Consider the following 20,105-nt stretch of genomic DNA (forward strand, 5'->3'; position numbering starts at 1 on the left):
ATGAACAATATGAACGTAATTATTGCCGATGACCACCCGATTGTACTGTTCGGTATTCGCAAATCACTTGAACAAATCGAGTGGGTGAATGTTGTCGGCGAATTTGAAGATTCCACAGCATTGATCAACAACCTGCCGAAATTAGATGCGCATGTGTTGATCACTGACCTCTCCATGCCGGGAGATAAATACGGCGATGGGATCACCTTGATCAAGTACATCAAGCGTCATTTTCCGAGCCTGTCTATTATCGTTCTGACCATGAACAACAATCCGGCGATCCTGAGCGCCGTGTTGGATCTTGATATTGAAGGGATCGTACTCAAACAGGGTGCGCCAACCGATCTGCCTAAGGCGCTGGCCGCGCTGCAAAAAGGCAAAAAATTCACCCCAGAAAGCGTTTCTCGTCTGCTGGAGAAAATCAGCGCAGGCGGTTACGGCGATAAGCGCCTGTCGCCAAAAGAGAGCGAAGTATTACGCCTGTTCGCCGAGGGCTTCCTGGTCACCGAAATCGCCAAGAAGCTCAACCGCAGCATTAAGACCATCAGCAGCCAGAAGAAATCGGCGATGATGAAACTGGGCGTAGAGAATGATATCGCGCTGCTCAACTATCTCTCTTCCGTCACCCTGAGTCCGACAGACAAAGAATAAATCGCTTTACGTTACCCAGCCTGATGGCGCTACGCTTATCAGGCCTACCAGTCGACTCATCTTTTGCAGGCCGGACAGGCGACGCCGCCATCCGGCATTTTTTATGCCCGCGTTTTACGTACCCGCTCGGCATACACCGCCAGCGTCTGTTTCAACACATCCAGCGTCACAGGCTTCGACAAACAGCTGTCCATACCGGACTCCAGGCAACGTTGTTTCTCTTCCGCCAGCGCGTTCGCCGTCACGCCGACGACCGGCAGCGTCAGCCCAAGCTGACGGATACGCTGCGTCAGGCGATAGCCGTCCATGTTCGGCATGTTCACATCGCTCAGAACAATATCGATAGCATTTTTACTCAGCACATTCAGAGCGTCCACGCCATCATTGGCTGTCTTACACTGATACCCCAGCGATCCCAGTTGATCGGCCAGCAAGCGGCGATTGATCGGATGATCGTCAACGACCAGAATCATCATGTCGTCATTTGAATCTGCGGTTTTATCCGTCGTCGGCAATGCGCTGGAAAGCGCTTCACTATCCAGCTCAATACTATAGATACGCGCCAACAGCGCGGGCAACTCATGCACCGACGCCACACTATGCACCCACTCGCCCGGCGCTCTTTCCAACGGAATCCCGATATGACGGCGGCAAAAGACGACCGCCGCCCTCCCCTGCCAGGTATGCTCCAGCGCGTCATCGACAATCAAAATATCGTCCGCGGCGGGTTCTTGCCCTTCATAACGCTGCGTATGAACGCCGCTACGCGCCAGACTGGTCTCAATAAACTGGCACAAAGAAGTATTGCGCACCGCCAGCCAACAGCAGGTTCCGGCGAGTCCTTCCACGCTCTTTTTCACAGGGTATTGCGCGCCATAAAGCGGGATGCGCAGCGTAAACTGGCTTCCCATGCCAGGCTCCGAATCGACGGAAATATCGCCGTCCATCATGCTGATCAATTTTTCGCAAATCGCCAGCCCCAGACCGGTCCCCTGAAAGTTACGCTGTACGCCGGTTCCCACCTGGAAGAAGGGATCGAACAGGCGAACCACCTCTTTTGCCGGAATACCGACGCCGGTATCCCGCACGCGAATGCTGAGATAATCCCCATCACAGCGCACATGCAGCACGATGCAGCCAATATCGGTAAACTTAATGGCGTTGCTCAACAGGTTTGAAATAACCTGCTGTAAACGCATCGGGTCGCCGTTCAGCGATACCGGCACGTCAGGCTCAATAAAACAATACAGACCGAGCTGCTTACGCACCACCAACGGCAGATAATTGGCGGTGATATGGTTCATCACCTCTCGCGGTGAAAATTCGCGCGGCTCAATCTTTAGCTGTTCCGACTCAATTTTCGAGAAGTCGAGAATGTCGCTGATAATTTTCAGCAACAGACTGGAGGAGTTATTCATCGCCGTGACCAGACGTTCCACGCCTTTTGGCAGCTCTTTGGTTTGCAGCAGATCGAGATTGCCAATGATACCGTACAGCGGTGTGCGCAATTCATGGCTGACCGTCGCAAGGAACATGGATTTAGACTGGCTTGCCTGCTCCGCCGCCTGCGCCATCTCTTGCAGCGACTCTTCCATTTTGACGCGCGTACTCACATCTACCAACACGCAAATCGCAACGTTTTCATTGCGATAGCGGGAATGGACGAAGCTAATTTGCAAATTGGTATTATTGCTGGTCAATACATCGACGAAGTTAACCTGCTGGCCGCAAATGATTTGCGTCAGGCGCTGTCTGTCTTCATGCGTGAGCATGTTCAGGTAGGTGTGCGCCAGTTCGTTACTCAGAATATTGACACCATCAATAGTGCGCAGAATACAGATCCCCACCGGCGCGGAGGCGACGATTTTACGGTTGAACTGTTCATGCTCTTCCAGACGCTGGGCATCGCTCTCCGCCGGAATGAAAATTCGCCGCTCATACATCCGCGCAAGCGTAAACAGCCCTGCACCCACCAGCACGTTCAGCAGGATAGCGTTCAGGATAAGAATACGAATACGCTCCAGGACTAAATCTACAGGCACAGAATAGACAATACTGAGCGAGGATGGCGGCAGGCTTTTTTTGAGTACCAGTTCGCGAAAACCTGGCGTATAACCAAACCAGGAGCGCTCCTGCATCCAGCGCGGCTCCGCTTTAATATTGCCGTCAGGACCGGTCAACGAAATCAGCGAATGGCCGTTCTCATCAATAATAGTGACGCCCATCGGCAAACTGCCGGGCGTGAAAAAATTTTCCATACGGATGGACTGCTCAACGCCCAGCAGCGCCTGCAGACGATTGGCCAGATACACCGGCGTCAGCGCATAAAAGTAGCCCACGCCCTGACGCGCGCCCTGGCTTATCCAGAAAAGGTTATTCCCACTTTCTTCCTGCGGCGCGTTGCGGTATTTCATAATCCGCTCATGTAACGCTTTTAACGCATCATCGCGCTCCACGGGCATTTCACGCAGGCCGAAATTCGCCATACAGAGGTTATCGCTGCCAATCAGGAAAACGCGGTTAAGATCATACGCCGCTGAAAAGTTGTCGCGCCAGTAACGCATAAACCATGCCAGCGACTCCAGCGATCCGCGCCAGGCGGAGCCCATCGCCGCACAGTCTGAGTCGGCAAATAGCGGTTCAAAGTCCGGCACCACCATTTTGTCATCACGCGCACGCGACGACATGACGCCGTTTTCCGCCGTTAAACGGTTCTCGGCGATATATTTGAGCTCTTTCATCACGTCCGACGTGCGCTGGATAAAACGCTGCGCCTGATCGGAGCTAAGGTTGAACTCCTGACGAATTTCAGACTCCCGCTGGAGCAGGGCATTGACGATGTAAAACACCGAAACAAAGGCGATTAAGAGCCAAATGAGTAACGCTAACGCTCTGAATAAGTAGCGCGAGACTTTCAGCGTAGTTCGAAAGGAAGCAAGGTATTTCAAAGGGGCGAAGCTCCGCCTCAGGATGTAAATAGAGTGTGACTAAGGTAGCGGTAAATGACGTAGCCCGCAACGGCAAAGAAAAAGGGCCGGATATCCGGCCCTCGCACAGCAATAACATTACTCGTCAGCGTCATCCGCAACGTCGTCATCGCTTTCCGCTTCCGGGGCGATATCCTCATCCCCTTCCGCCACGCTGCCGTCGATAGCGTCGAGTTCTTCGTCATCTACCGGTTCAGCAACGCGTTGCAGACCCACCACGTTTTCATCTTCCGCCGTGCGGATAAGGATAACGCCCTGGGTATTACGTCCCACTACGCTGATCTCGGACACACGGGTACGCACCAGAGTACCGGCATCCGTGATCATCATGATCTGGTCGCAATCGTCTACCTGTACCGCACCGACAACGGAACCGTTGCGCTCGGTCACTTTGATAGAGATAACGCCCTGCGTCGCACGAGACTTGGTCGGGTACTCGTCCGCTGCGGTACGCTTCCCGTAGCCGTTTTGCGTTACGGTCAGAATAGCGCCTTCGCCGCGTGGGATGATCAGAGAGACGACTTTATCGTCTCCCGCCAGCTTAATACCGCGCACACCGGTCGCGGTACGCCCCATCGCACGGACGGCGTCTTCTTTGAAGCGCACCACTTTACCCGCGGCCGAGAACAGCATGACTTCGTCAGAACCAGAAGTCAGGTCAACGCCAATCAGCTCGTCGCCGTCGTTGAGGTTCACCGCGATAATACCGGCGGAACGCGGACGGCTGAATTCGGTCAGCGCCGTTTTCTTCACGGTACCGCTGGCGGTCGCCATAAAGACGTTGACGCCTTCTTCATACTCACGAACCGGCAGAATCGCGGTGATACGTTCGTTGGCTTCCAGCGGCAGCAGGTTGACGATCGGACGACCGCGCGCGCCGCGGCTGGCTTCCGGCAGCTGATAGACCTTCATCCAGTACAGACGGCCCCGGCTGGAGAAGCAGAGGATGGTGTCATGGGTGTTAGCCACCAGCAGGCGGTCGATAAAGTCTTCTTCTTTAATACGCGCGGCAGATTTACCTTTCCCACCACGACGTTGCGCTTCGTAATCCGTCAGCGGTTGGTATTTGACGTAACCCTGGTGAGACAGCGTCACGACAACATCTTCCTGGCTAATCAGATCTTCGATATTAATATCGGCGCTGTTGGCGGTGATTTCGGTACGACGCTCATCGCCGAACTGATCGCGAATTAACTCCATCTCTTCGCGGATCACTTCCATCAGGCGATCGGCGCTGCCCAGAATGTGCAGCAATTCAGCAATCTGCTCCAGCAGCTCTTTGTATTCGTCGAGCAGTTTTTCATGCTCCAGGCCGGTCAGTTTCTGCAAACGCAGATCCAGAATCGCCTGCGCCTGCTGTTCAGTCAGGTAGTACTGACCGTCACGCACGCCAAATTCTGGCTCCAGCCATTCCGGACGCGCGGCGTCGTCACCGGCGCGCTCCAGCATCGCAGCAACGTTGCCCAGATCCCACGGACGCGAAATCAGCGCCGCTTTCGCTTCCGCCGGCGTTGGCGCACGGCGAATCAGTTCGATAATCGGATCGATGTTGGCCAGCGCAATCGCCAGAGCTTCAAGGATATGCGCGCGGTCACGGGCTTTACGCAGTTCAAAAATAGTACGGCGCGTCACCACTTCACGGCGGTGGCGCACGAACGCTGAAATGATATCTTTCAGGTTCATGATCTTCGGCTGGCCGTGATGCAGCGCCACCATGTTAATACCGAAGGAAACCTGTATCTGGGTCTGGGAGTAGAGATTATTAAGCACCACCTCGCCCACCGCATCGCGTTTCACTTCAATCACGATGCGCATCCCGTCTTTGTCGGATTCGTCACGCAGCGCGCTGATGCCTTCCACGCGTTTATCTTTCACCAGCTCGGCGATTTTCTCGATCAGGCGCGCTTTGTTCACCTGATAGGGAATTTCATGCACGATGATGGTTTCACGGCCCGTTTTCGCGTCAGCTTCAACTTCCGCGCGGGCGCGGATGTACACTTTGCCACGACCGGTACGGTAGGCTTCTTCGATACCACGACGACCGTTGATGATCGCGGCGGTCGGGAAGTCCGGACCCGGAATATGTTCCATCAGCCCTTCAATGCTGATGTCTTCGTTGTCGATATACGCCAGGCAGCCGTTAATCACTTCCGTCAGGTTGTGCGGCGGGATATTCGTCGCCATACCTACTGCGATACCGGAAGAACCGTTCACCAGCAGATTCGGAATTTTGGTCGGCATGACGTCCGGAATTTTTTCCGTACCGTCATAGTTATCCACGAAATCCACCGTCTCTTTTTCGAGATCGGCCATCAGTTCGTGGGCGATTTTCGCCAGACGGATCTCCGTATAACGCATTGCCGCCGCGGAGTCGCCGTCAATAGAACCGAAGTTACCCTGACCATCCACCAGCATGTAACGCAGCGAGAATGGCTGCGCCATACGAACGATGGTGTCATACACTGCGGAATCGCCGTGGGGATGGTATTTACCGATTACGTCACCAACGACACGGGCAGATTTTTTATAGGCTTTGTTCCAGTCATTGCCCAATACGTTCATGGCGTAAAGTACGCGACGGTGTACCGGCTTCAGGCCATCTCGGACATCCGGCAGCGCACGGCCAACAATGACCGACATCGCATAATCCAGATAGGAGCTCTTCAGCTCTTCCTCAATGTTGACCGGTGTAATTTCTCTCGCAAGGTCGCTCATCTAACCGCTATCCCTCTACTGTATCCCGGATTCAAAGGTCGCAAATTATAACACATTCGCCCACGTACTGGTAAACGGAATGCAGCCAGACAATGCTTTATTCGGGTGCCGCATGCTCTCTTCATTTATAAGCGTGGTCTCGGCGTTTATCGGCGATCGGCTTCAGAGGCGACACAGAGGAGATCTGGGCCTGGCCAGGAAGAGGCTGGAAAATCAATACCTCCCGTGTATACCCGTCATACTTCAAGTTTCATGTGCGTTGGCGGCAAGTTACTCGGCCCATCCCTGGGCCTCGCCCCGTCGGGGTTAGCGCAAGCGCTGTTCAAGACGGTTAACCATTTTATCCTGCAACTCGAATTATTTAGGGGATATGCCGGGAGGCATAAACCATAATCAGTATCACCAGATGCTATTTAATCACATAGGCCAGGTATTCTTTCACTACCTCATCGTTTAATTCCTGACCCAATCCGGGCTGTTCCGGCGCGATATAATAGCCATTTTCCGGCTGATAATCGTGGGTACAAAGTTCCCGAATAGATGCTTTCATCGCATTGGTATGATGTTCATGAATAATAAAGTTGGGAATTGCCGTTTCCATATGCAGCGCGGCTACCGTGGAAACAGGACCGCCGCAAACATGCACCTGTACAGTGGTGTCATAAATATTAGCATAGTCACAGATTTTCTTTCCTTCGGTAATTCCGCCGCAGAGACACAAATCAGGTTGCGCTACGGCAATAGACTGCTTCTCCAGTAATTCCCTGTATCCCCATCTTGTGTAGGAACGCTCGCCAGTGGCGATTGGAATCGTTGTTGAACGGGAAACTTTCTGCATATTATCAGAATTTAATGGATGGATCGGTTCTTCATAAAGAAAGATACGATACTTTTCTATCGCCTTCGCAAATTGAATAGCTGAGTTTGTACCGAGAAGAGAATGGATTTCTACGATAATATCAGCATCATCCCCCATTGCTTCACGCATAGCGGCAATTCGCGCTTCCCCCATTTTTAATTGATCGGCCAGTAACAATCCTGAATAGTTACGATTTCTATTCTGAAAAACACAGTCATCGCCATTACGATCGATTTCGAGTGGATCCACTTTAATCGCATCATATCCATCGTCAAGAGCCGCACGCGCCGCCTCAGCATATTCCTCAGGTGTCACTAATATCTGGCGTTTATCCCCCCAACCAAATTGTAACTGACTAGCATAGGTTCTTAATTTTTCATTAGTTTTCCCGCCAAGGAGCTGATAAACAGGTACACCTAAATATTTACCTTTGATATCCCAAAGAGCAATATCAATAGCGCTCATTCCGGCATAAAAAACGTTCCCGCCCCCCATCCCCCAAAAAGTCTTTCTGAAAAAGAACTCCCAAATTTTTTCGATATTTAGTGGATCTTCACCCACAATCAATGGCGCCAGATCTCTGATGATCCCTACGCCAGCTTTAGCGCCTGCGCCATAGGCCAGTCCTACTTCGCCAATACCACTTAATCCTGAGTCGGTATTCACCCGGATAAGTACTGGATTATAGGAGGACATCGTTTGATCTCTTTTTTTTAATTCACAGTCAAAAACTTCAATAGACGTAATTTTCATAATTTCTCCATTTATCAGGTTCGTGATACAACATTTGTTTGTTGGCTTTTTTCTTTTTTCACATCAATTTTCATTAACGCCAAAACGGCTACCGCAGCGAAGCAAAGTATTGCCTCTACAATAAATATTCCTGTCGCACCATAATGAGTAGAAACGAATCCCAGTGATTTATTAATCAGGAATCCGCCAAGACTTGAACATGAGTTAATAAACGCAATGCTGATAGCCAACCCTGACGGCGACAATAATGCAGAAGGCAGCGCCCAGTAAGGTCCGTAATAGCTGAGGATCCCAACACCATAGAACGTTAGCCCCAGCATTCTCAGCGACATTGAGGGGACAAGAGCAATCATCAGAAAACCACAGCCTGCCAGAAACATGGGTAATGCAGCATGCCATTTTCGTTCATTCTTTTTATCGGAATGCCAGCCCCACCAGGGCATGCTGAACATAGCGAAAATAAACGGAATACTCATGATTAAACCAACGTCAGTATCCGTAAAATCAGCTGAAAATCCCTTCACCAACCCCGGCAACCAGTAGTTTGCCGCCAGAGCAGCCGCCTGAATCAACATGTAGGCGAAAGAAAGCTGAAGCAAAACTGGATTTTTGATTACGGAAAGAAAGGATGAGTTGGTATTTTTATTTAATGCAGCTGCGGTTTCATTGTCAGTACGTAATTTATTAACTAAGGCCGATATCTGCTGTGGCGTAAGCCATTTAGCCTTTTCTGGACTGTCAGGCAGTAAATAAAATGTCAGGATGCCAAGGAATACGGTAGGGATACCTTCAATAGCAAAAAGCCAGCGCCAGCCTTCATAATCCGGGGTATTCAAATGCTCGATGATCCAACCAGACATCGGTGCAGCCAATACCGATGCAACAGCAATAGATAACATGAAGAAACTATTGACTTTTCCGCGTTCACGAGCCGGGAACCAGCATGCAAGATAATAAACCATGCCCGGGAAAAAGCCAGCTTCAAATACCCCCAAAAAAATGCGAGCCAGCAAAATATGTTGAGTATCTTTAGCAAAAAAAATCAGCCCTGTTACCGCTCCCCAGCCGATAATAATGGAACTAATCCATTTTCTTGCACCAAGCTTTTGCAAGCCAATGCTACTCGGAATTTGAAAGATTAAATATGATATGAAGAATATAGAAGAAATATTAGCGAAATCCTCAGGCGTAATACCGAGAGATTCATTCATGCGTAATGCAGCAAACCCAATATTGACACGATCCATATAGTTAAAAAAGTAAAGAATAAAGGCCAAAGGAATGATTTTCCTTTTTACAATACGAATTGCATCGTATAAATTTTCTTGTGGACTACTCATTTTGCATCACCTTTTATGATTCAATGAATAAGGGTATTGACCGGAATCGATGTTACGTAAAAAACAATACAATTCAAAAGCTAATGTGTCATATCTGATATATCAGCAAGCAAACTTAATGAAATATACAACAACAATAAAGTATGTAAATTTTCTTATATCTGATATATTAGATCCGTTAATTTTGAATAAATTAATTACAATGGAGCCGGGTTTAACCATGGAGGAGAAGAAAATGAAAAATAGATTAAAGCGTGACTTTAGTCACATATCAATTGAAATACCCAAATCCATCACCCAGGTGATTAAAGAGAAAATAAGGGAGATGATTATCCATGGCGATTTCGATCTTGGGCAAGCGATCAGTGAAAATGAACTATCAAATATTCTGATGGTAAGTAAAACACCAATTCGTGAAGCTTTTATTTGGCTGAGCTATAATGAAAACTTAGTCAACATCATTCCCCGCAGTGGGACATTTGTTTTTTCTGTCACCGACGAGGATATCAATGATCTCATCAAAATGAGGGTTATCCTTGAACAGGGCGCGATTCGTGAAGCGATGGAGAAAAATGCTAACAATGTCATAGTCGAATTAAGCAATATTTTATCGAAGTCAGCAAAAATTAATGCAGAGCGAGATACGCAAGCTTACCTCAAACTGGATCATGATTTTCATTATGTTTTTGTGAAATATGCCGATAATAAATACATTTCACAAGCACACCTGTTGATCTCAGCACGTTTATTGGCAATTCGCTACAGACTGGATTTTACCGCTGAATATATCACCAGCTCTAACCGTGGACATGCCACTATTTTGGATATGTTAAAAAATAACAACGTCGAGGGCGTCTGTAATTTTATCACGCACCACATCGGTAGCGGTTTTACAGAACGCGCAAGAAAACTTCTTGCGCTGAAAGCGTAATAAAGACGGCAGTAGATATAACGCAGCGACTTTGCACCTGCTATACTGCCCCGATAGATCAATAGCGGAATCTCATGTACTCATGAACACTGAAAAACCGTCGGTAGCTCACAACGTTGACCATAATGAAATCGCCAAATTCGAAGCCGTCGCGTCGCGCTGGTGGGATCTGGAGGGCGAATTCAAGCCATTGCATCGCATCAACCCTCTACGCCTTGGCTACATTACTGAGCGCTCAGGCGGCCTGTTTGGTAAAAAGGTACTCGACGTCGGCTGCGGCGGCGGCATTCTGGCGGAGAGCATGGCGCGCGAAGGCGCTACCGTTACCGGGCTGGATATGGGCTTTGAGCCTTTGCAGGTCGCCAAACTGCATGCGCTGGAAAGCGGCATCGAGGTAGAGTACGTGCAGGAGACGGTTGAGGAACATGCGGCAAAACACGCCCAGCAATACGACGTCGTTACCTGTATGGAAATGCTGGAGCACGTTCCCGATCCGCAATCGGTCGTCCACGCCTGCGCCCAACTGGTTAAACCCGGCGGCGAGGTGTTCTTCTCAACGTTGAACCGCAATGGAAAATCCTGGCTGATGGCGGTCGTCGGCGCTGAGTATATTCTGCGCATGGTGCCAAAAGGCACGCACGACGTGAAGAAATTCATTAAGCCTGCTGAACTGTTAAGCTGGGTAGATGAAACCGTCCTGAAAGAGCAACATATCACCGGGCTGCACTACAACCCGATAACTAATACTTTCAAACTCGGTCCCGGAGTAGACGTTAACTACATGTTGCATACCCGCGCTCAAAAAGCCTGACATCAAAGAATTTTCCTATAAGGGTTGCGTTAGATCATCGGGCGCAACCTTTCTCTTCGATGAAGAAATCAGCATTCGATCAAATTTTGATTTTTTTTTATGAATTGTTGACATCCTCTCCAGGCCTTATCAGACGCGCATTTAGCGATTCTTACGCTTTTGCAACCGCAATTTAACGCCAAAATCAACTCTTGTACTCAAAAGAATCCCTACTAGAATACTCACCATATAGCGTTTCACTTATCGATTACCCCCTATATATAGTATTTATCCACAGAGTTAGTCACAACGTGGCGTTGTGGATAAGCGGGGGGATATTTTTCTTTCACGGACAGGTAAACAGGTAGAAAACCACATGAATCAGAGTCTGCTGGTGACAAAGCGTGACGGCCGTACTGAGCGCATCAATCTCGACAAAATTCATCGCGTGCTTGATTGGGCGGCAGAAGGACTGAATAACGTATCGGTTTCTCAGGTCGAGCTACGCTCGCATATTCAGTTTTATGATGGGATTAAGACCTCCGATATCCATGAAACTATCATTAAGGCCGCCGCAGACCTGATCTCTCGCGATGCGCCGGATTATCAATACCTGGCTGCGCGTCTGGCGATTTTCCACCTGCGTAAGAAAGCCTTCGGCCAGTTTGAGCCGCCCGCACTTTACCACCATGTGGTAAAAATGGTTGAGCTTGGCAAATACGACAATCATCTGCTGGAAGACTACACGGAAGAAGAGTTCAAGCAGATGGATTCGTTTATCGTTCACGATCGCGATATGACCTTCTCCTACGCTGCCGTTAAGCAGCTGGAAGGGAAATATCTGGTGCAAAACCGCGTGACCGGCGAAATCTATGAAAGCGCACAGTTCCTCTACATTCTGGTAGCGGCCTGCCTGTTCTCGAACTACCCGCGTGAAACGCGTCTTGACTATGTAAAACGTTTTTACGATGCGGTCTCTACGTTCAAAATTTCGCTGCCGACGCCCATCATGTCCGGTGTGCGTACCCCAACCCGTCAGTTCAGCTCCTGCGTACTGATCGAGTGTGGCGACAGTCTGGATTCCATCAACGCCACCTCCAGCGCGATTGTGAAATACGTTTCTCAGCGCGCCGGTATCGGTATCAACGCTGGCCGCATTCGTGCGCTGGGCAGCCCGATTCGTGGCGGCGAAGCCTTCCACACCGGCTGCATCCCGTTCTACAAGCACTTCCAGACGGCGGTGAAATCCTGTTCGCAGGGCGGCGTGCGCGGCGGCGCGGCAACCCTCTTCTACCCGATGTGGCATCTGGAAGTGGAAAGCCTGCTGGTGCTGAAAAACAACCGCGGCGTGGAAGGCAACCGCGTACGTCACATGGACTACGGCGTACAGATCAACAAACTGATGTATACCCGCCTGCTGAAGGGCGGCGACATTACGCTGTTCAGTCCGTCGGATGTACCCGGGCTATACGATGCGTTCTTCGCCGACCAGGACGAATTCGAACGCCTGTACGTGAAATATGAACACGACGACAGCATCCGCAAACAGCGTGTGAAAGCGGTCGAACTGTTCTCGCTGATGATGCAGGAACGCGCCTCTACCGGTCGTATCTATATCCAGAACGTTGACCACTGCAATACTCACAGTCCGTTCGATCCGGTTGTCGCCCCGGTACGCCAGTCTAACCTGTGTCTGGAGATTGCCCTGCCGACCAAACCGCTGAACGATGTCAACGATGAAAACGGCGAAATTGCGTTATGTACGTTGTCTGCATTCAACCTGGGCGCCATTAAAACTCTGGACGAGCTGGAAGAACTGGCTATTCTGGCAGTACGCGCTTTGGATGCTCTGCTCGATTATCAGGATTACCCGATTCCGGCTGCCAAACGCGGCGCAATGGGCCGTCGTACGCTGGGCATTGGCGTGATTAACTTCGCCTACTGGCTGGCGAAAAACGGTAAACGTTATTCCGACGGCAGCGCCAATAATCTGACGCATAAAACCTTTGAAGCCATTCAGTACTATCTGCTTAAAGCGTCCAACGAACTGGCGAAAGAGCAAGGCGCCTGCCCATGGTTCAACGAAACCACCTATGCAAAAGGCATTTTGCCGATCGACACCTACAAAAAAGATCTGGATGCGATCGTCAACGAACCGCTGCACTACGACTGGCAACAGCTGCGTGAGTCGATCAAAACCCACGGTCTGCGTAACTCCACGCTATCGGCGCTAATGCCGTCGGAAACGTCGTCCCAGATCTCCAACGCCACCAACGGCATTGAGCCGCCGCGCGGCTACGTCAGCATCAAGGCCTCGAAAGACGGTATTTTGCGTCAGGTCGTGCCGGATTATGAGCATCTGAAAGACGCTTACGAACTGTTGTGGGAGATGCCGAACAACGACGGTTATCTGCAACTGGTGGGTATCATGCAGAAGTTTATCGATCAGTCGATTTCCGCCAATACCAACTACGATCCGTCACGTTTCCCGTCAGGAAAAGTGCCGATGCAGCAACTGCTGAAAGATTTGCTCACCGCGTATAAGTTTGGCGTGAAAACTCTGTACTATCAAAATACCCGCGACGGCGCGGAAGATGCGCAGGACGATTTGGCGCCTTCTATTCAGGACGATGGCTGCGAAAGCGGCGCTTGTAAGATCTGATGAATAGTGCCGGGTAGCGCTATGCTTACCCGGCCTACGATTGTACGGTTTGTAGGCCGGATAAGGCGCTTGCGCCGCCATCCGGCGCTCATCCCATAAAGGATTCACTTCAATGGCATACACCACTTTTTCACAGACGAAAAACGATCAGCTCAAGGAACCCATGTTCTTTGGCCAGCCGGTCAACGTTGCACGCTATGACCAGCAGAAATATGACATCTTCGAAAAACTGATCGAAAAACAGCTCTCTTTCTTCTGGCGTCCGGAAGAGGTCGACGTCTCCCGCGATCGTATCGATTATCAGGCGTTGCCGGAGCACGAAAAACATATCTTCATCAGCAACCTCAAATACCAGACGCTGCTGGATTCCATTCAGGGACGTAGCCCGAACGTCGCCCTGCTGCCGCTCATTTCCATCCCGGAGCTGGAGACGTGGGTAGAGACCTGGGCGTTTTCTGAGACGATTCACTCACGATCCTACACCCACATTATTCGTAACATCGTCAACGATCCGGCTGTCGTTTTTGACGATATCGTGACCAATGAGCAAATTCAGAAGCGCGCCGAAGGGATCTCCGCCTACTACGACGAACTTATTGAGATGACCAGTTACTGGCACCTGCTCGGTGAAGGCACCCATACCGTTAATGGCAAAACGGTTGTCGTGAATCTGCGTGAGCTGAAGAAAAAACTGTATCTGTGCCTGATGAGCGTGAACGCGCTGGAAGCCATCCGCTTCTACGTCAGCTTCGCCTGCTCTTTCGCATTTGCCGAGCGTGAACTGATGGAAGGCAACGCCAAAATTATCCGTCTGATCGCCCGTGACGAAGCTCTGCATCTGACCGGCACGCAACATATGCTGAACCTGTTGCGTAGCGGCGTGGACGACCCGGAGATGGCGGAAATCGCCGAAGAGTGTAAACAGGAATGTTATGACCTGTTCGTGCAGGCGGCGCAGCAGGAAAAAGAGTGGGCGGACTATCTGTTCCGCGACGGTTCGATGATCGGCCTGAATAAAGATATCCTGTGCCAATACGTTGAATATATTACTAATATTCGTATGCAGGCGGTGGGGCTGGATCTGCCGTTCCAGACCCGCTCCAACCCAATCCCGTGGATCAATACCTGGCTGGTGTCCGATAACGTTCAGGTCGCGCCACAGGAAGTGGAAGTTAGCTCTTATCTGGTCGGACAAATCGATTCGGAAGTCGATACCGACGATCTGAGTAATTTCCAGCTCTGATGGGACGCGTCACGCTGCGTATCACTGGCACACAGCTGCTGTGCCAGGATGAACACCCTTCGCTGCTGGCCGCGCTGGAATCGCATAACGTTGAGGTGGAGTATCAGTGCCGCGAAGGTTATTGCGGCTCCTGTCGTACCCGACTGGTTGCCGGCCAGGTTGACTGGATTACGGAACCTTTAGCGTTTATCCAGCCGGGAGAGATTTTGCCCTGCTGCTGCAGGGCAAAAGGCGATATCGAAATCGAGATGTAACTCAGTGCAACTCGCTGGTGGAAACCAAAGGCATCACGCCACGTTTTTTCATCTGCACGGCATACAGTGCGCCAGCGAGTACCACCAGCACCACGCCAGCGACATAAATCATACGATAGCCAACCGACTCAACCATCATTCCCATGATAAAGGCGCCAATCGCCATTCCGGCGTCCATCGCGTTAAAGAACAGTGAATTCGCCACGCCGATTTTATGCGGTTCAACCGAGCTAATAATTTGCGTCTGGAAAACCGGCGTGACCGAACCGTAGCCGATACCGATGAGACCGCCGGAAATAATCATTATGATGCTGCCATTGGTGTAACCCAACGCCACCAGACCGATGGTAAAAGCCAACAGGCATGGGAAAACAACATATTTCGGCCCTTTTTTATCACAAATATTCCCGGTGAAAGTACGGCATATCATCAGGAAAATCGCGTAGCACAGCAGGAAATTACTGGCCGCCGCCATTAAATCCAGCTCACGCGCATACAGCGCCAAGAAAGCCGACACGCCGGCATAGGAGAAAGTCATAAAAAAGGTGACCAGCGCAAAAGGCAGGGCGGCGCGGTCAAACATCGCGGCAAAACCCAGATTCGGTTTCGAACCATCGGCATGACGAATTACCGGAGGGACCGTCACAATCAGGGAAAGCACAATCCCTAACGCCGCTACAGCGGAACAAAGCCAGAATGCGGCAGTGAACGCGTCCCAGCGGGCCATATTCAAACCGATCCACGGTCCTACGACCATCGCCAGGCCCATCGCTAAAGAGAAAAAGCTGATGCCCTCTCCACGTCGGGAGGCCGGAATTAACCGCGCTGAAATAGTTCCTTTTACCGTGGTAATAACACCAAACGTAATCCCATGAAGTACGCGGATAAAGAGCAGCGACTCGATAGAATGGCAAACCGGATACAGCGCGGTAATCACCAAAAAAGCCAGAGAAGAGAGCACCAGAATCTTTTTATTCGAATATTTTCCCACCCATTGTCCGGCAAATGGCCGAATAACAATTGCCGCGGCCAGGAAACATGTCACTAACAGCCCGGCCTTATCTGCAGAAGCATGCAGGCGGTCAGCGATATAAATGGGTAATAAAGTTAGCAGTACATAAAAAACAAAAAAGATAATAAAACTGACTATGGTGATTGCCCAAAAATCCTTCGTCCATAATTTTTCTTTCATTCTTAACGACCCGCTCAGATGGCGCACGCAGGCAACGCTCAGCTCAACTGAACACCTATCAGGTGCGTCAAAATGTGATGTATTCGATAGAATCACAGTATAAACAAGTGCACTCTATTAGAGAAATTAATCGTTTTAATTATATTGATTAGGTTTTACTAATGACACTAACCCAAATCCACGCCCTGCTTGCCGTACTGGAGTACGGCGGATTTACCGAAGCCAGCAAACGGCTATACATGACGCAATCCGCCGTCAGCCAGGCCATCTCCGCGCTTGAGGAGGAGCTCGGCGTTGACATATTGATTCGTGAGCGTCGTAAAGAGATTGAGCTTACCGCCGCCGGTAGCCGCATCGTCAGGCACTTACGCGCGATCCAGCGCGACGTCAACGCGGTAAAAGAGATTGCCGAACAAGAAAAAAAGAACCCGGCCCGTACGCTACGGATTGGCTGTTTTCCCAGCGCCTGCGCCTGCATTTTACCCGGCGTCATTCGCTATTTTGAAAGCCATCATCCAAATGTAAAAATTATCCCTTATGAAGAGAACAGTACGGCTATTATTGATTCGCTGCAGGACGGAAGTATTGATGCCGGTTTCGTTCCTTTTCCGGTCAACGGTATGTATTGCGTCCCCATTTACCGGGATAAATTCACCGTAGTGGTGCCTGAAAATCATCCCCTGGCGGCCAATAGTACGGTAACGGTCGAAGAACTGATGGACGAACCACTTATTGTCAGTAAAGGTCGTTATGAATTAAGCATTATGGCGTTGTTTAAAGAAAAGGGTATTGAGCCGATATTTAAATATGAATTTAACCATCCCGATACTGCGCTGAATTTTATTCGCCAGGGATTAGGTATCGCCTTATTGCCAGAATTAACCTTAAAAGCCACGACAGGAAAATTATGCTCCGTGGCGCTGGAACCCACCTTTTATCGACAAATTTCCCTGTTAGCAAAAGAACCGCCGGTAGAAGGAAGTCCGTTATTTTTATTACAAAAATGTATGGAAACACTGACCGATGAGGGGTTGCTATAAAACAACCCCGCCTGATGGCATTGCGTTTACCAGACTTACGCTGGCAAACGTTGCGCCAGGCCGGATGAGGCGTTTATGCCCTCATCCGGCGCGTCACTTCGACTATGGCAAACCTTTAGTCATTTTTTTGCAGGAACATAACCGCCTTATCCGGGAAGTCAGTGAACAGCCCGTCGACGCCCGCCTTGTTATACAGGATGTCGTACAACTGATTGACGTCTGTGGCATAGTCCGGCAATTGATCGGCACGCACAGTGTAAGGATGCACTACCATCTTATTCTGATGCGCGTCTTGCACCATTCCAGTCAGCTTGATATTCCCTTTCGTTGAGCCTTCCGCAACCAGCATATGGTAATCCGGACCAATACCGTCCGCATATTCCGCCACCTGCTTCATAGCGCCCGGCTTAAACATCCAGTCGTAGTTGTAATTTACCCAACGACCGTCCGGCTGTTTCTGCTGTGTTTCATTCCAGTCGGTATACGCAATAAGTTGAACCAGATTGAGATCCATCCCCATTTTGGGTTCCAGTTCATTCTTAATACGTTTCAGCTCAGCGACATCAAAACACTGCAAATAGACATTGTCCTGCTTGCCGGTGTAACCATACTTCTTCAGCACTTCCAGCGTTTTCGCGGCAATATCTTTCCCTTCCTGATGATGGAACCACGGCGCTTTAATTTCCGGATAAATACCGATATTTTTACCGGTAGAGTGATTTAATCCCTGAACGAATTCAATTTCCTCTTCAAAGGTATGAATGCGGAAATCAGATTTTCCCATCGGGAAACGGCCCGGATAAGTTTGTACTTTTTTGCCGTTTTCAATATCAAACCCTTCGGTAAACTTCAGGGATTTAATTTCATCCAGCGTAAAATCGATAGCGTAATAGCGCCCATCTTTACGCGCCCGGTCCGGAAAACGGTCAGCGACGTCAGTCACCCGGTCAAGGTAGTGGTCATGGAGGACGACCAGATGGTCGTCCTTTGTCATCACTAAATCCTGTTCCAGATAATCTGCCCCTTGCGCATACGCCATCGCTTTCGCCGGTAGCGTATGCTCCGGCAGATAACCGCTGGCGCCACGGTGGGCGATAACGACTTTTTCAGCCGCCACGGCGCCGCTTCCGATGGTCATTCCTGCCAACATTAACGCCACGCTAAGGTTTTTCAGTGTGGTTTTCATGTTATTAGCCTCCGTTGCGTTTTAACTGCAGCTCATCATGATGGCGTTTTTCACCAATCATCACGACCACCAGCAGGATTACCGCCAGAATGCTGCCGCCAATCATCACCATAAAACCGCCATCCCAACCGAAGAAGTCAACGGTATAACCCACAATGGCGCTTGCAGCGACGGAACCGCCCAGGTAACCAAACAGACCGGTAAAGCCCGCCGCCGTACCCGCCGCTTTTTTCGGCGCCAGTTCCAGCGCGTGCAGACCGATCAACATTACCGGGCCGTAGATCAGGAAGCCGATGATAATCATACAAGCCATATCAACGTTCGGGTTCCCTGCCGGGTTCATCCAGTAAACGATGGTCGCGATAGTCACCAAGGTCATAAAGAATACGCCGGTCGCGCCACGGTTGCCGCGGAAGACTTTATCCGACATCCAGCCACACAGCAGCGTGCCCGGAATACCCGCGTATTCATACAGGAAGTAGGCCCAGGAGGATTTATCCAGTGCGAAATGCTTCACTTCTTTCAGGTAGGTCGGCGACCAGTCGAGGATGCCGTAGCGCAGCAGATAAACAAACACGTTGGCGATAGCGATGTACCACAACAGTTTGTTTGGCAGTACGTACTGCATGAAGATCTGCTTCGCAGTCAGCTCTTCTTCCGCTTTTTCGTTGTAGTCGTCCGGCTGGTCGTTTTTATACTCTTCGATAGGCGGCAGACCGCAGGATTGCGGCGTATCGCGCATCATTGCGAAAGCGAACAGCGCCACCACAATCGCGCCAAAGGCTGGCATATAGAGCGCCGCTTTCCAGTCGTTAAACCACGCCATCCCCAGCAGGAACAGCAGTGGCGGGATCCCGCCGCCGACGTTATGCGCACAGTTCCAGACCGACACAATGCCGCCGCGCTCTTTCTGCGACCACCAGTGAACCATCGTACGTCCGCACGGCGGCCACCCCATCCCCTGGAACCAGCCGCAAAGGAACAACAGTACAAACATCACGGCGATGCTGGATGTCGCCCACGGTACAAAGCCCATAAACAACATGACTGCTGCGGCCAGAATCAACCCTGCCGGCAGGAAAACGCGCGGATTCGAGCGATCGGACACCGAACCCATTATAAATTTCGAAAAACCATAAGCGATGGAAATCCCGGACAGCGCAAAGCCCAGATCGCCGCGTGAAAAACCCTGTTCTACCAGGTAGGGCATCGCGAGGGCAAAGTTCTTGCGCACCAGATAATACGCGGCATAGCCAAAGAATATCCCCAGGAAAATCTGCCAGCGTAATCGGCGATAGGTCGGATCAATCTCCGCCGCTGGCAAGCGCGCTTTATGCGGCGCTGGTTTAAAAATACTCAACATATTGTAGCCTCCGTGGCCCGTATTTTATTTAGAGGTAAACACCGCAGTTTGTTCAAACAACCCCGCTGCTCCCAGTGTGGCCGCGATGTTAAGTAAAGATACGTCACGTTAATGTGAATTACAGCACATATTGTTACAG

14 protein-coding genes are annotated in these 20,105 nt (G+C 50.4%); 7 read left to right on the forward strand and 7 right to left on the reverse strand.

Annotation, left to right across the window (positions count from 1 at the left end; all coding sequences use genetic code 11):
* Complete coding sequence (gene rcsB, locus ACFK9X_RS16055; protein ID WP_001061919.1) at positions 1–651, forward strand: response regulator transcription factor RcsB; 651 nt, start codon at positions 1–3, stop codon at positions 649–651.
* A gap of 101 nt (positions 652–752) precedes the next feature.
* Here the strand turns inward: rcsB and rcsC are convergent, their stop codons facing one another.
* From rcsC to ACFK9X_RS16075, 4 genes are all read right to left on the reverse strand, one after another.
* The gene (gene rcsC, locus ACFK9X_RS16060; protein WP_151117010.1) at positions 753–3,599 is read right to left on the reverse strand and encodes a two-component system sensor histidine kinase RcsC; all 2,847 of its coding nucleotides are present in this window, start codon (positions 3,597–3,599) and stop codon (positions 753–755) included.
* A gap of 117 nt (positions 3,600–3,716) precedes the next feature.
* Complete coding sequence (gene gyrA, locus ACFK9X_RS16065) at positions 3,717–6,353, reverse strand: DNA topoisomerase (ATP-hydrolyzing) subunit A (protein WP_151117012.1); 2,637 nt, start codon at positions 6,351–6,353, stop codon at positions 3,717–3,719.
* Positions 6,354–6,762: 409 nt separating this feature from the next.
* Positions 6,763–7,965 carry a mandelate racemase/muconate lactonizing enzyme family protein gene (locus ACFK9X_RS16070; protein ID WP_000705587.1) on the reverse strand — a complete coding sequence of 401 codons (1,203 nt, stop codon included), beginning with the start codon at positions 7,963–7,965 and terminating at the stop codon, positions 6,763–6,765.
* A gap of 14 nt (positions 7,966–7,979) precedes the next feature.
* Positions 7,980–9,305 (reverse strand): MFS transporter, encoded by a 1,326-nt coding sequence (locus ACFK9X_RS16075; RefSeq protein ID WP_000098078.1) that lies wholly within the window; start codon positions 9,303–9,305, stop codon positions 7,980–7,982.
* 49 nt (positions 9,306–9,354) lie between these two features.
* Here ACFK9X_RS16075 and ACFK9X_RS16080 point away from each other — a divergent pair, with 49 nt between their 5' ends.
* The 5 genes from ACFK9X_RS16080 (at position 9,355) to yfaE (ending at position 15,185) form a co-directional block, all read left to right on the forward strand.
* Positions 9,355–10,236, forward strand: a complete 882-nt coding sequence (locus ACFK9X_RS16080) for a GntR family transcriptional regulator (RefSeq protein WP_151117014.1) — start codon at positions 9,355–9,357, stop codon at positions 10,234–10,236.
* Between the two features lie 82 nt (positions 10,237–10,318).
* Positions 10,319–11,047 (forward strand): bifunctional 2-polyprenyl-6-hydroxyphenol methylase/3-demethylubiquinol 3-O-methyltransferase UbiG, encoded by a 729-nt coding sequence (gene ubiG / locus ACFK9X_RS16085; RefSeq protein WP_151117016.1) that lies wholly within the window; start codon positions 10,319–10,321, stop codon positions 11,045–11,047.
* Positions 11,048–11,402: 355 nt separating this feature from the next.
* Complete coding sequence (gene nrdA, locus ACFK9X_RS16090) at positions 11,403–13,688, forward strand: class 1a ribonucleoside-diphosphate reductase subunit alpha (protein ID WP_001076489.1); 2,286 nt, start codon at positions 11,403–11,405, stop codon at positions 13,686–13,688.
* A 112-nt stretch (positions 13,689–13,800) separates the two neighbouring features.
* Entirely contained in the window at positions 13,801–14,931 is a 1,131-nt protein-coding gene (gene nrdB / locus ACFK9X_RS16095; RefSeq protein ID WP_000332026.1) for a class Ia ribonucleoside-diphosphate reductase subunit beta, read from the forward strand.
* Complete coding sequence (gene yfaE / locus ACFK9X_RS16100; RefSeq protein ID WP_000533921.1) at positions 14,931–15,185, forward strand: ferredoxin-like diferric-tyrosyl radical cofactor maintenance protein YfaE; 255 nt, start codon at positions 14,931–14,933, stop codon at positions 15,183–15,185. The genes nrdB and yfaE overlap by 1 nt, the downstream gene beginning before the upstream one ends.
* A 1-nt stretch (position 15,186) precedes the next feature.
* Here the strand turns inward: yfaE and ACFK9X_RS16105 are convergent, their stop codons facing one another.
* Positions 15,187–16,377 carry an MFS transporter gene (locus tag ACFK9X_RS16105; RefSeq protein ID WP_151117018.1) on the reverse strand — a complete coding sequence of 397 codons (1,191 nt, stop codon included), beginning with the start codon at positions 16,375–16,377 and terminating at the stop codon, positions 15,187–15,189.
* Between the two features lie 161 nt (positions 16,378–16,538).
* On the opposite strand from ACFK9X_RS16105, the gene ACFK9X_RS16110 reads away from it, so the two are divergent.
* The gene (locus ACFK9X_RS16110) at positions 16,539–17,417 is read left to right on the forward strand and encodes a LysR family transcriptional regulator (protein ID WP_000176719.1); all 879 of its coding nucleotides are present in this window, start codon (positions 16,539–16,541) and stop codon (positions 17,415–17,417) included.
* Between the two features lie 115 nt (positions 17,418–17,532).
* Here the strand turns inward: ACFK9X_RS16110 and glpQ are convergent, their stop codons facing one another.
* Together glpQ and glpT are read right to left on the reverse strand one after the other, a co-directional pair.
* A complete protein-coding gene (gene glpQ / locus ACFK9X_RS16115) occupies positions 17,533–18,603 on the reverse strand; it encodes a glycerophosphodiester phosphodiesterase (RefSeq protein WP_000858952.1) in 1,071 nt (356 codons plus the stop codon).
* 4 nt (positions 18,604–18,607) lie between these two features.
* Positions 18,608–19,966 (reverse strand): glycerol-3-phosphate transporter, encoded by a 1,359-nt coding sequence (gene glpT, locus ACFK9X_RS16120; RefSeq protein ID WP_151117020.1) that lies wholly within the window; start codon positions 19,964–19,966, stop codon positions 18,608–18,610.
* Positions 19,967–20,105 lie beyond the last annotated feature (139 nt).

It is taken from the genome of Salmonella sp. WC3 (assembly GCF_042932255.1).
In the GTDB taxonomy this organism is placed as follows: Bacteria; Pseudomonadota; Gammaproteobacteria; order Enterobacterales; family Enterobacteriaceae; genus Salmonella; species Salmonella enterica.

Bases quoted from the DNA above. Each gene is read 5' to 3' on its own strand.
- ACFK9X_RS16075 (WP_000098078.1), bottom strand. From the start codon at position 9,305: ATGAGTAGTCCACAAGAAAATTTATACGATGCAATTCGTATTGTAAAA.
- ubiG (WP_151117016.1), top strand. From the start codon at position 10,319: ATGAACACTGAAAAACCGTCGGTAGCTCACAACGTTGACCATAATGAA.
- ACFK9X_RS16105 (WP_151117018.1), bottom strand. From the start codon at position 16,377: ATGAAAGAAAAATTATGGACGAAGGATTTTTGGGCAATCACCATAGTC.
- yfaE (WP_000533921.1), top strand. From the start codon at position 14,931: ATGGGACGCGTCACGCTGCGTATCACTGGCACACAGCTGCTGTGCCAG.
- rcsB (WP_001061919.1), top strand. From the start codon at position 1: ATGAACAATATGAACGTAATTATTGCCGATGACCACCCGATTGTACTG.
- gyrA (WP_151117012.1), bottom strand. From the start codon at position 6,353: ATGAGCGACCTTGCGAGAGAAATTACACCGGTCAACATTGAGGAAGAG.
- ACFK9X_RS16080 (WP_151117014.1), top strand. From the start codon at position 9,355: ATGTTACGTAAAAAACAATACAATTCAAAAGCTAATGTGTCATATCTG.
- ACFK9X_RS16070 (WP_000705587.1), bottom strand. From the start codon at position 7,965: ATGAAAATTACGTCTATTGAAGTTTTTGACTGTGAATTAAAAAAAAGA.
- ACFK9X_RS16110 (WP_000176719.1), top strand. From the start codon at position 16,539: ATGACACTAACCCAAATCCACGCCCTGCTTGCCGTACTGGAGTACGGC.
- glpT (WP_151117020.1), bottom strand. From the start codon at position 19,966: ATGTTGAGTATTTTTAAACCAGCGCCGCATAAAGCGCGCTTGCCAGCG.
- glpQ (WP_000858952.1), bottom strand. From the start codon at position 18,603: ATGAAAACCACACTGAAAAACCTTAGCGTGGCGTTAATGTTGGCAGGA.
- nrdB (WP_000332026.1), top strand. From the start codon at position 13,801: ATGGCATACACCACTTTTTCACAGACGAAAAACGATCAGCTCAAGGAA.
- nrdA (WP_001076489.1), top strand. From the start codon at position 11,403: ATGAATCAGAGTCTGCTGGTGACAAAGCGTGACGGCCGTACTGAGCGC.